This window comes from Novosphingobium sp. BL-A-41-Hi4A-0G, from assembly GCF_055521735.1.
The window spans coordinates 2,511,775-2,525,879 of record NZ_CM145501.1 but is presented as its reverse complement, the minus strand read 5'-3'; the positions used below and the strand labels follow the sequence as shown (position 1 = coordinate 2,525,879).

The 14,105-nt window shown below is 64.2% G+C and carries 15 protein-coding genes; 6 read left to right on the top strand and 9 right to left on the bottom strand.

The features are described 5' to 3' along the window. Positions 1-5 precede the first annotated feature (5 nt). A complete protein-coding gene (locus tag ACZ1JX_RS12255; RefSeq protein WP_465123822.1) occupies positions 6-1,445 on the top strand; it encodes an aldehyde dehydrogenase in 1,440 nt (479 codons plus the stop codon). 88 nt (positions 1,446-1,533) lie between these two features. On the opposite strand, the gene ACZ1JX_RS12250 is transcribed toward ACZ1JX_RS12255, so the two are convergent. Next, positions 1,534-2,649 carry an alkane 1-monooxygenase gene (locus ACZ1JX_RS12250; RefSeq protein WP_465123821.1) on the bottom strand — a complete coding sequence of 372 codons (1,116 nt, stop codon included), beginning with the start codon at positions 2,647-2,649 and terminating at the stop codon, positions 1,534-1,536. Positions 2,650-2,795: 146 nt separating this feature from the next. Between ACZ1JX_RS12250 and ACZ1JX_RS12245 the strand changes: the two genes are divergently transcribed. After that, on the top strand, positions 2,796-3,536 hold the full coding sequence (locus ACZ1JX_RS12245; RefSeq protein ID WP_465123820.1) for a MerR family transcriptional regulator: 741 nt from the start codon (positions 2,796-2,798) through the stop codon (positions 3,534-3,536). Here ACZ1JX_RS12245 and ACZ1JX_RS12240 read toward each other — a convergent pair. The 6 genes from ACZ1JX_RS12240 to ACZ1JX_RS12215 all read right to left on the bottom strand — a co-directional run bounded on the left by ACZ1JX_RS12240 (position 3,533) and on the right by ACZ1JX_RS12215 (position 8,695). Next, positions 3,533-4,201, bottom strand: a complete 669-nt coding sequence (locus ACZ1JX_RS12240; RefSeq protein ID WP_465126408.1) for a TetR/AcrR family transcriptional regulator — start codon at positions 4,199-4,201, stop codon at positions 3,533-3,535. The genes ACZ1JX_RS12245 and ACZ1JX_RS12240 overlap by 4 nt on opposite strands. Positions 4,202-4,351: 150 nt before the next feature. After that, positions 4,352-5,179 (bottom strand): alpha/beta fold hydrolase, encoded by an 828-nt coding sequence (locus ACZ1JX_RS12235; protein ID WP_465123819.1) that lies wholly within the window; start codon positions 5,177-5,179, stop codon positions 4,352-4,354. Between the two features lie 43 nt (positions 5,180-5,222). After that, a complete protein-coding gene (locus tag ACZ1JX_RS12230; protein ID WP_465123818.1) occupies positions 5,223-5,984 on the bottom strand; it encodes an SDR family NAD(P)-dependent oxidoreductase in 762 nt (253 codons plus the stop codon). Continuing rightward, complete coding sequence (locus tag ACZ1JX_RS12225; protein WP_465123817.1) at positions 5,977-6,906, bottom strand: VOC family protein; 930 nt, start codon at positions 6,904-6,906, stop codon at positions 5,977-5,979. Before ACZ1JX_RS12225 ends, ACZ1JX_RS12230 begins: the two co-directional genes overlap by 8 nt. Positions 6,907-6,920: 14 nt before the next feature. Further along, positions 6,921-7,430 carry an aromatic-ring-hydroxylating dioxygenase subunit beta gene (locus ACZ1JX_RS12220; RefSeq protein WP_465123816.1) on the bottom strand — a complete coding sequence of 170 codons (510 nt, stop codon included), beginning with the start codon at positions 7,428-7,430 and terminating at the stop codon, positions 6,921-6,923. Positions 7,431-7,432: 2 nt separating this feature from the next. Then, entirely contained in the window at positions 7,433-8,695 is a 1,263-nt protein-coding gene (locus ACZ1JX_RS12215) for an aromatic ring-hydroxylating oxygenase subunit alpha (protein ID WP_465123815.1), read from the bottom strand. A 110-nt stretch (positions 8,696-8,805) separates the two neighbouring features. Here ACZ1JX_RS12215 and ACZ1JX_RS12210 point away from each other — a divergent pair, with 110 nt between their 5' ends. Beyond that, positions 8,806-9,459, top strand: coding sequence for a class II aldolase/adducin family protein (locus ACZ1JX_RS12210; protein WP_465123814.1), 654 nt, complete (start codon positions 8,806-8,808; stop codon positions 9,457-9,459). A gap of 33 nt (positions 9,460-9,492) precedes the next feature. On the opposite strand, the gene ACZ1JX_RS12205 is transcribed toward ACZ1JX_RS12210, so the two are convergent. Further along, positions 9,493-10,635: an acyl-CoA dehydrogenase family protein gene (locus ACZ1JX_RS12205; protein ID WP_465123813.1), complete on the bottom strand. Its 1,143-nt coding sequence runs from the start codon at positions 10,633-10,635 to the stop codon at positions 9,493-9,495. Positions 10,636-10,771: 136 nt separating this feature from the next. On the opposite strand from ACZ1JX_RS12205, the gene ACZ1JX_RS12200 reads away from it, so the two are divergent. From ACZ1JX_RS12200 to ACZ1JX_RS12190, 3 genes are all read left to right on the top strand, one after another. Further along, on the top strand, positions 10,772-12,016 hold the full coding sequence (locus tag ACZ1JX_RS12200) for a cytochrome P450 (RefSeq protein WP_465123812.1): 1,245 nt from the start codon (positions 10,772-10,774) through the stop codon (positions 12,014-12,016). Then, on the top strand, positions 12,009-12,185 hold the full coding sequence (locus ACZ1JX_RS12195) for a rubredoxin (RefSeq protein WP_465123811.1): 177 nt from the start codon (positions 12,009-12,011) through the stop codon (positions 12,183-12,185). The genes ACZ1JX_RS12200 and ACZ1JX_RS12195 overlap by 8 nt, the downstream gene beginning before the upstream one ends. 141 nt (positions 12,186-12,326) lie before the next feature. Continuing rightward, positions 12,327-13,172, top strand: a complete 846-nt coding sequence (locus ACZ1JX_RS12190) for an aldo/keto reductase (RefSeq protein WP_465123810.1) — start codon at positions 12,327-12,329, stop codon at positions 13,170-13,172. Here ACZ1JX_RS12190 and ACZ1JX_RS12185 read toward each other — a convergent pair. Next, complete coding sequence (locus ACZ1JX_RS12185; protein ID WP_465123809.1) at positions 13,160-14,104, bottom strand: ketopantoate reductase family protein; 945 nt, start codon at positions 14,102-14,104, stop codon at positions 13,160-13,162. The two genes, ACZ1JX_RS12190 and ACZ1JX_RS12185, sit on opposite strands and share 13 nt — an antisense overlap. Between the last annotated feature and the right edge of the window lies 1 nt (position 14,105).

The window sequence follows — 14,105 nt, the reverse complement described above, 5'->3', positions numbered from 1 at the left end:
GATCCATGACACAATCACGAGACACATTCTTCATCGGCAATGCATGGGTCAAACCCGCGAGCAGCCGCAAGTTCACTCTGGTCAATGCATCGACCGAGGAGGTTATCGGCACGGTGCCCGAAGCGGTCGAAGCCGATGTCGATGCGGCTGTTGCCGCCGCGCGCCAGGCCTTGGTCGCAGGCCCTTGGGCGCGTGCCACGCCAGCCGAGCGCGCCGATGTCATGGATCGCTTCCTGGGTGCGCTTGCCGCCCGCAGCGACGACATCGCCCGCGCGGTCAGTGCACAGAACGGAATGCCGCTGGCGGTGAGCAGCCAGCTCGAAGGGCAGTTCGCAATCGGCGTCGTTCAGTACTACGCCGCGTTGGCCCGTTCGCTGGGCGAACCCGATGTCCGCGCCTCGCAGATGGGCAAGGAAACGCTGGTGGAGCGCTCGCCGATCGGCGTGGTGGCGGCAATCGTGCCGTGGAACTTCCCGGTGACGCTAGCTCTCAACAAGATTGCGCCAGCCATGGCAGCGGGCTGCACCGTAGTGATCAAGCCATCACCCGGCACCGTGCTCGACAGCTACATCATCGCAGAAGCCGCGCTCGAAGCGGGCGTTCCGGCGGGCGTTCTCAACTGGGTGGCGGCAGACCGCGACGTCGGGGCCTATCTCGTCTCGCATCCTGGTGTGGACAAGGTGGCGTTCACCGGCTCCACCCCGGCAGGCCGTTCCATCGCGCGTACCTGTGGCGAACTGCTTCGTCCGGTCACGCTCGAACTTGGCGGCAAGTCGGCGGCTATCCTGCTGGAGGATGCCGACATCGGCAGCTTCCTGCAGGGGGTGCCCTTTGCCTGCATGCTCAACAACGGGCAGGCCTGCTTCAACGGGACCCGCGTCCTCGCACCGCGCAGCCGCTACGGCGAGGTCGTCGATGCGCTGGCAGGTTTTGCCTCGGCGCTGACGGTTGGCGATGCGCTCGATCCGGAAACGCACGTCGGCCCGATGGCTTCGGCCGCGCATCGTGACCGGGTCGAGGGGTACATCGCCATCGGCAAGGATGAGGCCCGGCTGGTGGCAGGCGGCGGACGCCCGAAGGCCACCAATCGCGGCTGGTTCGTCGAGCCGACGATCTTCGCCGATGTCGACAACACCGATCGCATCGCTCGCGAGGAGATCTTCGGTCCGGTGCTCGCCGTCATCCCCTATGATGGCGAGGACGAGGCCATCCGTATCGCCAACGACAGCGACTATGGCCTCGGCGGCTCGGTGTGGTCGGCTGATAGCGCCCATGCGCTCGACGTGGCGCGCAAGGTGGCAAGCGGTACGGTTGGCGTGAACGGCTACATGCCATCGCTCGGATCACCGTTCGGCGGAATCAAGGCCAGCGGCCTCGGGCGCGAGTTCGGACCCGAAGCGGTGAGCAGCTACCAACAGCTCAAGTCGATCTACGTGATGGGGTGAAGTCCGGGCGACCGCGCTGGTCGCCCGGTCGAATGACGAAGGGCCTGCCATTACTGGCAGGCCCTTTCATGTGTAGCGCTGGCGAGGGTCAGGCGGCTGCTGCGCGATCCGGGGTGGTCGAGGTTTCGTCGAACCAGTCGGGCCATCCAGCGCGACGGTTCTGTTCACGGGCCAGCTGGCGTTCTTCGGGGCTCGCCAGTTCGTTGTCCCAGCGCTTGAGGGCGGGCATGATCACCAGATTGTGCCACAGCGGCGGGATCAGCGCAGAGAAGAAGCACACGAATACCGATGGCATGGGGATCCACTGGGTATCGGGCTTCAGTTCATGAAAGGCAGCATAGCTGTTGGTGTGATGATCGGCGTGGTTGGTGATCTCGAACCCGAGGATGCGCGAGAGCGGCTTCAAGTGGTTCCAGACGTGGCGACGATGGATCGGTGAGCCTTCAAGCCGGATCAGCCCGTAGTGCTGGAAGTAGTTGAAACTCTCCACCCAGAAGCGTGCACCAACCATGCCAGCCAGGACCACGGCATTGGCTGTCCACCCGCCGATCATATGGACCACGGTCTGGAACAGGACCTGGGCGAGGATGGCCTTGTAGAGTCGATGCCCGATCGACCAACGGCCCTTGCCCAGGCTCTCGAGATTGTCGCTTTCCGAGCGCCAGGCCTCAAGCGTGGAATGCACCACGGCCTTGGGCGTGAAAACGTACAATGGCACGCCGCGCGGCGCAGTGTCGCCATCCTTGGTCGTTGCCACGTGGATGTGATGGCCGACAACGTGGGCGATTTCGCGCGTGCTGTCGAGGTAGCAGATCTGGGCATAGCGCCCGATGAACCGGCGCCACTTGCCGCGTTGGTGGTAAAGCTCATGGGTGGCGGGCACCAGCGGGATCACGCTAAGCCAGGCGCAGGAAAGGATGGCTCCGGCATAGTCCCAGCCGCTGGCGTCGGGTGTGCGGGCTACCCAGAAAGCGGCGGCAATGTAGATTACCGGGCCAAGCAGCGAGCACAGCCACGCCGGGATATCGGCCAGCGCGCGATGACGAATGCGGCGCACGGCAAAATCGTTTGGCAGCAAAGAGTCGATGATCCCGAAGGCAGGCAGCGATGCAATGCCGAGCCAGACCCAATGGCCACCCACCGCAAAGCTGGCGATCACTGCCAGCTGCAGGGCGACACCCAGATAATACCGCGCGTAGTCCATGTTTCTCTCCCCCGCCTTCTCCGACGGTTCAATTTCGCGTATTAATAATACGCAAAAAAAGAGATTCGTAAACAGGTAAATTGTTTCTCCGTTTCCGCTTTAGCTGGGGGCAGACAGCGCCGCTATGAAACGCTAAGCATGCGGCCATGAAGATGCGGGAGCTAGAAGCCAAAACCGGGGTTAACCGCGAAACCATTCGCGTCTATCTGCGCGAAGGCCTTGTGCCCGAGCCGAGCCGACCTGCGCGCAACGTCGCGGATTATGGCGAAGAGCATGTCCGGGCCATTCTCGCGGTACGCAAGCTGCAACGCGATTCAGCGATGACCCTGCCGCAGATCAAGCATGTCCTGAGCGGCGGCGTCGCAACGAGACCCGTGGGCGCAACGGCGTTCGGCCACCTTGAGGAACTGTTGGCGGCGCGCGTAGGCGTCCGGCAGAGCCTGGTCCCTGTCAGCACGCTGGCGAAGCAGAACCCGCATGCTGCCGATGATGCGCGCGCGCTCGACAAGATCGGGGTGATCTCGATCGAGAAGGGTCCGCGCGGGCCTTCGCTCAGCGTCACCGATGCGGGCCTGGTCAACATCTGGGGGCGCATGCGGCAGCATGGCTTTGATGAGGACCGCGGCTTTCCGCCCGAGATCCTCGGATATTACATCGAGGCCGCCGAATACGTGGCGGGGAAGGAAGCGCGCATCTTTCTCGATCAGGTCGAAGGACGGATCGAGGAGGATGAGGCCGCGGCGATGCTCGAGTTTGCATTGCCAGCTATGCTCGAATTTTTCGGCCTGATCCGCCTGAAAACCTTCTTGCGCAACATCGGCAAGGCCACACGCGGCGACGAGGTCAGGATCGTTCCCCCCGGCTCGGGACGGCAGGCCGAGGCCTAACGCAGGTCTGCCAGCTGCGCTGCGATCCATTCGTCCTCGATGGCCCGCGACACGTCGTCAGGGTCGGCCCAGAACCGTCGGACAGCAGCGCCCGAGACCAGCGCTGCCGCAGCCCGGACATCGCGCTGCGCACGCGCCGCATCCCACCCCAGTTCCACGAGCCGCTGTTCCCAAGCCTGATACACGGGCAGGCGCAGGCTTGCCACCATGGCGCGCACCGCCCTGAAGAGGTCTGCATCCTTCGATGCCTCGATGGTGATCCCCATCGCCACCCAGAACCGGTCGCTGAAGAAGAACGCATGGAATTCCGAAAGCATGGCCCGCAAAACGCCTTCGGCGTCGCCGGTGCTTTCGAGCCACCGGTGGCTGTCCTCGCGCGCCATAGTCAGCGTCTGCTCAATGGCCAGCAGGACGATGGAATTCTTGTCGGGGAAATGGTGCAGGACCGCGCCCTGCGAAACGCCGGCAGCGGCCGCAAGCGAGCGGATCGTCAGGCCCCGCACCCCGCTTTCGGCCACGATTCTGTAGGCCTCGACCGATAACCGGGCGCGCATGGCTTCCGTGCGCTCCGCCTGAGAACGTCGGCTCCGGGCCTTCGCGGACCCTGCCGAAGACCCTTCCGGCCCGCGGCGATGGCCGGGCTGGTCATCCTGCTGCTCGGGCATTGTCACGCGCCGACTGTCCTCCTGCTCTGAAAACGTATTGATGGCCAAGTCATGGTTCGTCTACCAGCCCTTGCACCGGAATGCCGCAGTTTCCCGGTTGGCCGCACACGTAGTCGCAAACCAGGCGACCTTGAACCCAGCGCCTACTTGTCAGGTTTGCTTCAGGAACGCACGCACGAGGCCCACGAAGCGATCGCGCTTCTCGATCTGGGTCCAGTGGCCGCAGTTGCCGAAGACGTGCAGTTCGCTGTCGGGAATGAGTTCGCTGAACCGGACGGACTGCGCCACGGGCACGATGACATCCTCGCGGCCATGCACGATCAGGGTCGGGTGCGGCAGGGCCTTGAGGTCCTCTTCGGCGGTCGCCAGTTCATCCAGCCAGCGCTGGCGTGGGGCAGGGAACAGGCTGGAAAAGGCCTCCTGCGCGCCGAGCCGGATGCTCGCCTCGTAGCGCGAACGGACGATCTCGTCCTTGACCAGCGAAGGGTCGAACGCAAACGTGGTCATGAGGTCTCGCATGGCCTCGAGCGAAGGCTGGTATCCCCAGACCTTTTCCAGACCTTCGGTGATCGGGAACGGCAGTCCGGCCGCGCCCATGAGCACGATCTTCCCGACGCGCCCGGGGTGTCTGACAGCGAGCGCGAGCGTCAGTGCGCCGCCATAGGAGTTGCCGATGAAATGGGCTCTGGCGATGCCCAGCGCGTCCATGAAGCCGACCAGATGCGATACCCATCGCGACATGGAAAAGCCGCGAATGTCCGATGGGAAATCGGTGTAGCCAAAGCCCAGCGTATCGGGCGCAAAGCAGGCGAAGTCCTTGGCAAGATCGGGAATGACGCCGCGCCAGTTGGCATAGGCGGTGACACCCGGTCCCGAACCGTGGATCAGGATCAGCGGTTCGCCGGACCCTGCGGCGATGTAGTTCGTCGCCACCCCTGCAACACTGACGTTGCGCCCGATCTCGGGATTGTCTGTCACTCTTGTTCTCCCAGCATTCCGGTTTTCCAGCTGTTGCGCTGGTTTAGAGCATTGTCGTGCCGCCGTTCACGCTGATCACTTGTCCGGTCACGAAGGCGGCTTCGGGTGAGGCGAGATAGGCGACCATCGAGGCCACTTCGTCCTCTTCGGCAGGACGCCCCATCGGGATGATGGCGCAGACCTTGTCGACAAGGTCGGGATTGGTCGCCCGCACTTCTTCAAGCTGGCTTGTCTGCACGGCGCAGGGTGCGACCGTGTTCACCGTGATGCCGCAGGTCGCGAACTCGCGGGCAAGGCCCGTGGTCATGCCGTGCATGCCGCCTTTTGCCGCGTTGTAGGCGGCGTGGTCGAACAGGCCGTTGCGAACCGAATCCGCACCGATCATCACGATGCGGCCAAAGCCAGCGGCCTTCATGTGCGGGAGCACCAGCCATGAACACCAGATCGCGGTCCACAGGTTGCGGTCGATTGTGGCGCGCAGCGTCTCGGGCGTGTGGTCGAGGAACGGGCGCAGCACCCCGCCGCCTGCATTGTTCACCAGGACGTCGATCTTGCCGCGCCAAGCCATTGCCGCATCGACCAGCTTTCGCGCGGTTGCTTCCTCCGAGAGGTCGCCAGAGAACGGAAGGGTCCGCTCCTTGCCCAGCGCTTCGCAGGCTTGCGCCGCAGCCTCGGCGGAAAGATCGGCGACGACCACGCTGGCCCCGTCGCGGATCAGCCTGCGGGCTATGGCAAGGCCGATCCCGCGACCTGCGCCGGTGACGATGGCCACCTGTCCGTCCAGTGGTGGCGGTCGGTCAGCCATGCGCTGCCTCCGGCGCGCGGACGGGGAGAACCGGCTGCCCTTTGCCGAAGCGCGGATCGGGCCGGCTGCCCCAGATGTCCATGACTTCGGCCTTGTGCTCCAGCTCGCGCGGGAGGCGGGCGCCATGCTCCTCGAACAGCTCCATGCCGAAGCTGAACTCGTTGGTGTTCCCGTCAGGATCGAGGAAATAGAGGAATATGCTGGTCGAGGGCAGGTGCCGACCCGGCCCGAACACGATCGGGATGTCGGCCGCCTTGATGCGATTCATCGCCACGCCGATGTCGTCGATATCGGTGACCATGAAGTTGATATGGTGCAACGTGCTTGCCGTATGCTGCAGCAAGGCGAGGCTGTGATGCAGCGGATTGGGCCAGCAGCGCAGCCACTCCGCCACGCCTTCGACGCGGTCGGAAACGGCAAAGCCCAGCGCATCGCACCAGAATTCGTGCGCGGCCTCAAGGTCGGGGACATTCAGGACGAGGTGTCCCAACCGGGCGATCTTGACCCCCTGCGGGACGTACGATGAGGGTGCGCAAGCCTGCCCGACGTAGAGCGTACAGCACAGCCCGCCGACCGGGTCGGTGAAGGCAAGGCCGCGTTCAACCTGGAGCGCCAGGCATTCGTCCGGGGAAAGCCAGCGTGCATCGCCGACAAGGCGCTCAAGCCGCGCGAAGGCGCGATCGAGATCGCTTGCGCTTTCCATCTCGAAGCCGGCCCCGACTAGGCCCGGCTCGCCCTGAGTGAGCATGATGTCATAGGGCTTGTCGCTGCAGCGCAGCCAGACTTCGCCGCCCGTGTCGCGGCTGACGGCCAGCCCCATCACATCGCGATAGAACCGGGTCGTCGCTGCAAGGTCCGAGCATTGCAGGCGGCAATAACCCAGGCGCGCAAAGCGGATCGGCGGATGATCAGGATGTTCCATGCCCGAGTGGTCCTTCACAGGATGATGCTGATCCGCGCGTGTGGGCGCAGTGCTTCCATATCGAGTACGCAGGTCTTGCGACGGATGCGCAAAGCTCCCTCGATCTCGACGATGTCATGGAGATAGTGGCCGACGAATGCGTCGCTGGTGATGTCCTTGCTGCGCCAGACAACGAACGAGGAGCGCGCGCGGATCAGATCTCCGTCCCGCCACGCGCGGACGTTCGAGACAAGGTGCCGTACCTTAGAACGCGGATGCTCGCTGTGCGCGCCGACCTTGCGGAGCCGGATGACCCGCTCGCGCATGCGCACGCTGTCGTCGTTGATATAGAACAGCGACTGTTCGGGATCGGCGGTGTCGCCGTCAACGTCGCTTGGCGGAACGAAGTAGCACGCGTCAGGTGTGTAGAGCGCCAGCCATTCGTCCAGCTTCCAGCGATCCAGCAGGTCTGCCTCGAGATAGAGCAGGTCTTCCACGCGAAGCCGCAGCAGCAGGGCATCGTCCAGTGTCCGGATGTCGTGCATGGTCAATCCTCCACCTTGGCGAGGCGACGGTCCCACTCCCGCCAGAAGCAGCGCATCTGCTCCTCGTCGTCGAACATCGGGCCGTCCGGGCGGTTCATCCCCTTGGAGATGTCGTTGAACAGCGTCTCGCCCGCCGCAGCATAGCCCTGCTGGCACTTCTCGATGGCTTCGACGTCGTCGGGCGTGGCAAAGCCGCCGGGGCCGAGAAACTCGGTGAAGTTATAGAGCCGGTACTTGCGCAGCCACTCGCTCTCCTCGCGCGGGGCGAGGGCCCAGGCATTGACTTCCATGTAGTCAGGCGCGGTCGGGTAGAACGTCCGCACGGTGATCGCCATGATGTCGTTCACCACGAGATTGGGGAATATCACCATGTTCCGGTTGCGCGAGGCGATCCGCTCGGCCCGGTCCGGCCCGATGCGACGTTCCAGCGAAGCGCGGATCGCGGCGATCTCGGTTTTGCCTTCCTCGCCCCACAGCGGCACCCAGTTGGCAATCGGACGACCCCACGGTGCGCTGTATTCGACAACAGCATGGCCGTTGCCAAGATCGTGGGCATCGCCCTTGAGCGGGGTGGCGCCCAGCGCGCCGTTGGCGTTCTTGAGATAGTCGAGGTAGGTCGAATGGTTGCAGGCGGCGTGGTAGCCATCGAAGCTGTTCTCGGACAGCAGCTTCCAGTTGCCGCGGATGGCATATTCCTGCGTGCCGCCGACGATCTGCATCCCGCTTTCGGAGTGTTCTGACACGAGCTTGAGGTAATCGCCCGCCTCAGCCAGATAGGTCGCGAGATCCTCGCCATCGGCTGCAAAACTGATGAAGAAAAAGTCGCCGAAACGCTCCATGCGCGGAACGTGGACCATCTGTTTCTGCGGATCGGTCTTGAACCCTTCGGGATAGCCTGATGCGCCGGGCAGGCTCATCAGATGGCCGTCAGAGCCGAAGGTCCAGCCGTGGTACATGCACATGAACGCGCGCGACTTGCCCTTGCGTTCGCGGCAGACGAGGGCCCCACGGTGCGGGCAGGCATTGAACAGGGCGCGGTATTCACCCTCCTTGTCGCGCGTGAACAGGATCGGACGGCGCGCAACCTTGCGGGTCAGGAATGCGCCGGGTTTGGCAAGCTCCGACGCATGGCCGAGATAGAGCCAGCAACGATCGAAGATCGCGCGATATTCCCGTTCGAACGTGTCCCGTTCGGTGAAGGCCCTGCGCGGTACGAGGAATCGATTCGCCCCTGCATCCTCGATGATCCGCGGAAAATCCGCCATTTCAGATCCCCTTGTTGCCAGTCATTTACAAACCGTGCGCTTGCTATGTAAACTGGTGCCTCGATGTGTCAACAGGTTTACAAGATCGCTTGAGCAGGAGATGATGGGACATGGATAAGAGCGAAGCCGAAACCATAGTCCGCCGCGCGGCAGCGGCGCTGGACCGGGCGGGGCTGGTGCATGCCTACGGTCATTGCAGCGCGCGGATCGATGAGGAGACTTTCGTGGTGTCCGCTCCCCATTCGCTCAGGGTCGCAGCAACGATGCCGGGCACCCTCTGCCGCGTTCACGGGCCTTTGCCAGAAGGGGTTCTGGGCGAAGTGCGCGTACACCAGCAGATCTATGCGCGCCGTCCCACGATCGCAGGCATCTGCCGGGTCATGCCGCCGGTGGTGATGGCGCTGTCGACGCGCTCGCTCGTCCCACTGCCAAGGCATGGCATCGGAGCCTACTTCGATCGCGTGCCGCTATGGGATGATCCTCGGCTCCTGCGCGACGATGCGTCGGCCCGGGCAGTAGCCGAGGCGATGGGAGATGCGCCTGCTATCGTCCTGTGCGGCAACGGAGCGGTCGTCGCGGCCGAAAGCCTGCCCAAGGCGGTGACGCTGGCCTGGTTCCTCGAGGACGCTGCGCGGATCGAGCGGGACGTGCGCCAGCTTGGCGGCGATCCGATGCAGGGCGTCCTTGCGCCAGAGGAGATTCGCGACCGGCAGGTCTGGAGCGGCGGCGTGGTCGAAAGGATGTGGGACTACCTCGGCGGCTGATAGCCTCAGCCGCCGGGTCTGGCCTTCAGGCCGTCACAGCGATCGGCCGACAAGGTCGCGCATGATCTCGCTCGTACCCCCATAGATCCGCCTTACGCGGGCGTCGCGCCAGATGCGGGCAATCGGATACTCATTCATGTATCCCGCCCCGCCATGAAGCTGCAGCGCGGCATCGCACGCCAGCCATTGCATTTCGGTATGCCAGTACTTCGATGCCGCCGCCTCGTCAGCAGTCAGCTCGCCCCGCACGTGGCGCGCGATTGCCCAGTCGAGATGGGCCCAGCCGACCTGCAGCTTGGCCTTGATGTCGGCCAGGGTGAAGCGGGTGTTCTGGAAGTCGATGACCTTCTTGCCGAACGCCGTGCGATCGCGGGTGAACGCAACCGCTTCATCGAAAGCCCGCTGCGCCGCCGCCTGCGCGGTGATCGAGATCGACAGCCGTTCCTGCGGCAGGTCGCTGACGAGGTAGATGAAGCCGCGATTGACCTCGCCGATCACGTTGCTTGCCGGAACCCGTACATCGTTGAAGAACAGTTCGGACGTATCGGCCATCCACTGGCCGACCTTGTCGAGATTGCGACCGCGCTCGAATCCGGCGCGGTCGGCTTCGACCAGTATCAGCGACGTGCCCTTGGCACCGAGTTCGGGCTCGGTCTTGCAGACAGTCAGGATGATGTCGGCGTTTTGGCCGTTGGTGATATAGGTCTTGGAGCCGTTGATCACGAAGTCGGCACCCTCGGCCCGCGCGCTGGTGCGCACGCCCTGCAGGTCCGAGCCGGCGCCGGGCTCGGTCATGGCGATGGCGGCGATGACCTCGCCGGTCAGAAGCTTCGGCAGCCAGCGCTCCTTCAGTTCGTCGCTCGCATAGCGCACCAGGTAGGGCATCGTGATGTCGCTTTGCAGCGTCAGGCTGTCGGCCATCATCGCGTAAGTGAATTCCTCGTTGAGGATCGCGTTGAAGGTGAAATCGAGGCCTGGTCCGCCGTAGGCTTCTGGCATCGTCGGGCAGAGCAGGCCTGCCTCGCCCGCAAGGCGCCAGAAGTCGCGGCTGACGACTCCGGCGTCCTCGAAGGCGGTGATGCGTGGGCTGAACTCGCGGGCGATAAACTTGCGCACCATATCCCGAAATGCGCGGTGCTCCTCGCCAAAGAGCAGGCTTCCGTCCCGTTCCAGCATGATCCCTTGCCTTCCTCACCTGTTTTTTGCGTATATGCAAAACGTAAAAATCTGTTATCCTGAGTCGCGCATACAATGCACTCCGGGAATAATGTAAAGTGGTAAACTAGATTTCCGGAAGGAGAGGAGACGGGAAATGACACTGACGCAGGCGCTATCGCGCGACGGGATCGACGTATCCGAAGGCGGGCTCTGGGCGCGCAGTGCGTGGCGGCCGCTGTTCGCAAGGCTGCGTGCGGAAGATCCGGTGAACTTCTGCCCCAACAGCTTTTTCGGACCATACTGGTCGATCACCCGCTACGACGACATCGTCGCGGTCGAAAGCGATCCCGCAACCTTTTCCTCTTCATGGGAACACGGCGGCATCGTCATCTTCGACATGCAGGATACCGGGGTGCAGCTGCGCATGTTCATCGCGATGGACGATCCCGAACACTCCGAAAAGCGCAAGGCAATCGCACCGGCCGTCGCACCGAGCGAGATTGCCAAGCTCGCCGGACCGTTGCGCGAACGGACCGCCGCGATTCTTGATGCGCTGCCGGTCGGGCAGCCGTTCGACTGGGTCCACTCCGTCTCGATCCCGCTGACCACCGCCATGATCGCCACGCTGTTCGACTTCCCTTGGGAAGAACGCGACAAGTTGCCGGAATGGTCCGATTGGGCGGCGCGGATCGACATCGGTCCCGACCCGGTGCTCAATGCCGAGCGTGAACGCCACGTCTTCGCCATGGCCGCCCGCTTCCGCGAACTCTATGACGAGAGGCGCGCGTTGCCGCCCAAGCCGGACCTCCTTTCAATGATGGCCCATTCGTCGTCCTACGGCGAGATGGACGAACAGCGCTTCATCGGCGCGATCGCGCTGCTGCTCGTCGGTGGGAACGACACGACGCGCAATTCGATGTCGGGGCTGATCGAGCAGATCAACGCGTTTCCGGATGCCTGGGCGGCGGTCAAGGCAGACGTGCGTGGACTCGGCTCTGGCGCCGCCACGGAGACGATCCGCCTGCAGACACCTATCGCCCACATGCGCCGCACTGCCACGCGCGACGCGGAATTCGGCGGCAAGACCATCCGCAAGGGCGACAAGGTCGTGCTGTGGTACAATTCAGGCAATCGCGACGAAGCGATCTTCCCTGATGCCGACCGCTGGGACCCGCGCCGGGAGAACTCGCGCCGTCATCTCTCGTTCGGCTACGGCATCCATCGCTGCCTTGGTGCTCGCCTTGCCGAGCTGCAGCTCGTCACCCTGATCGAGGAAATGGCCGCGCGGGACATGGAAGTCACGCTTGCGGGCGAACCCCTCCGCTTGCCGTCTTGCTTCACCAATGGCTACGAGCAGATGATGGTGACCATGCAGCGCAAGGAGGCGGCCCATGGCTGAACCCTACCGTCGCTATCGCTGCATGAACTGTTCGCATGTCTATGACGAGGCCGAGGGCGATCCGGCCAGCGGCCTGCCACCCGGCACGCGTTGGGAGGATGTGCCCGAAGAGTGGATATGTCCCGAATGCGGCTCGGAAAAACAGGATTACACCCTGATCGATTGGTGACCAATCGACCGGGACTTGCCTGCCTCACAATGCTTCGATATTGGTAAATCACTTTACTACGGAGCAAAGCGACATGAAAGCCTTGGTCTGCGTGAACCCGTTTGACAAGGCCTTGGTGCTGGAACTGCCGGGCAAGCTCGCATGAGTGCGCGAGTCACCGGCCTGGCCGGGTTCCCTGCGGTGACGCTCGGGACCATGGCCATCCCTGCCGAAGACACCGTCGCTGCGGTTCACCGGGCCATCGCGCTGGGCTATCGCTCGTTCGATACCGCGCCGATCTACGGCAACGAGGTGGAAGTCGGCGAAGCGATCCGGACCGCGCCGATCGACCGTAGCGAGCTCTTCGTCACCACCAAGCTGTGGAACTCCTGCCACGGTCATGACGAAGCATTGGCAGCATTCGAGCGCACGATGCAGCGCATGAAGCTCGATGTGCTTGACCTCTACCTGATCCACTGGCCGGTCCCGGCGCGGGATCGCTTCGTGGAAACATGGAAGGCTTTGGTGCGCCTGCGAGACGAGGGCCGCATCCGCGCCATCGGCGTCTCCAACTTCCTGCCCGAGCATCTCGAACGCATCATGGGGGAAACCGGCGTTGCCCCCGCCGTCAACCAGATCGAGCTGCATCCCTCGTTCCAGCAGGCAGACTTGCGCGACTTTCACCGCCGAAGTGGCATAGCCACGCAGGCATGGAGCCCGCTCGGACACGGCGGCGATCTGGCGGACCCGGTTGTTACCGGGATCGCCGATGCGCATGGCCGTGCCCCCGCTCAGGTGATCCTGCGCTGGCTGGCGCAGCTTGGCGTCCTGCCCGTCGTCAAGGCAAGCAGCGTCGCGCACATGGCGCAAAACCTCGCACTCGATGATTTCGTCCTGACCAACCGGGACATGGCCGCGATGGGCGGGCTGGACCGGGGCGAGAGCTGCTTCGGCGTTGACCCGCGCACCTTCGTTGCCCCGGAAGGCATGGAGGACTACTGCCCCTGAGGGCGCAGATTAAGATCGTCGCCGCGAATTTCCAGTCTCGCTGCGATAAGTGCTTCAAGCCCCGGGAAAACGGAGACAGCCGCGCTGCGATCCCTGGCCAGCCGCCCGACCGCGGCGGTCAGCGCGTCATATTCCGAAGCACGCCCAGCGGCGAGGTCGCGCTGCAGCGAGGTTGTCGCGTCTGGCGGAAAGCTCGCCACGAAGGCCAGCGCCCGGGCAATGTGCCCGTCATCGAGCGCGATGCCGCGATGGCGGGCGAGTGCGACGATTTCGGCCATGGCCTCGCGCAGCATCGCTTCGCCCTGCGCCGTGGCGAGGACCTGGCCTGCGGGCGTGGCCAGTGCCGCGCCCACGCTGCCAAGGCTCGCTGCCAGCAGGAACTTCTCCCACAGCGCGAGGGTGATGTCCGCAGACACGTCCACCGCAATGCCGCTGTCGGCCAGCACAGCCACCACGGCCTGCTCGGCCTCCCCGTTGCCCTGCGGCGAGCCGAGCATGATCGAGGGGGGAACCCCGACATGCCGCACCACATCGCCGCTCATCTCGAAGAAGCCATGCATCCGGCCCGCCACGATGGCCGCATCGGGCAGCAACCGCGCGGCAACCTCGTGCGCCTCCACCCCGTTCTGCAGTGTGAGCACGACGGCACCGGGCTGCAACGCAGCGCGTACATCGTGCAGCGCCGTGTCCAGACCGTTCGTCTTCACGCAGCAGATCGCCATGCCGATCGCACCGTCACCGAGTTCGCTTGCGGCGCAGCTCGGCACGGGGACGTCCCGCATGCTGCCGTTGCTCTCGATCCGCAGCGGCCCCGCCTGAAGCGCTGCGAGCCTGCGCCCGCGCGCGACCAGCACGACGTCGCGCCCCGTCTGCGCCAAGGTGGCAGCAATCGCGCTGCCGATGGCTCCTGCTCCGATGACTGCAATCCGCATG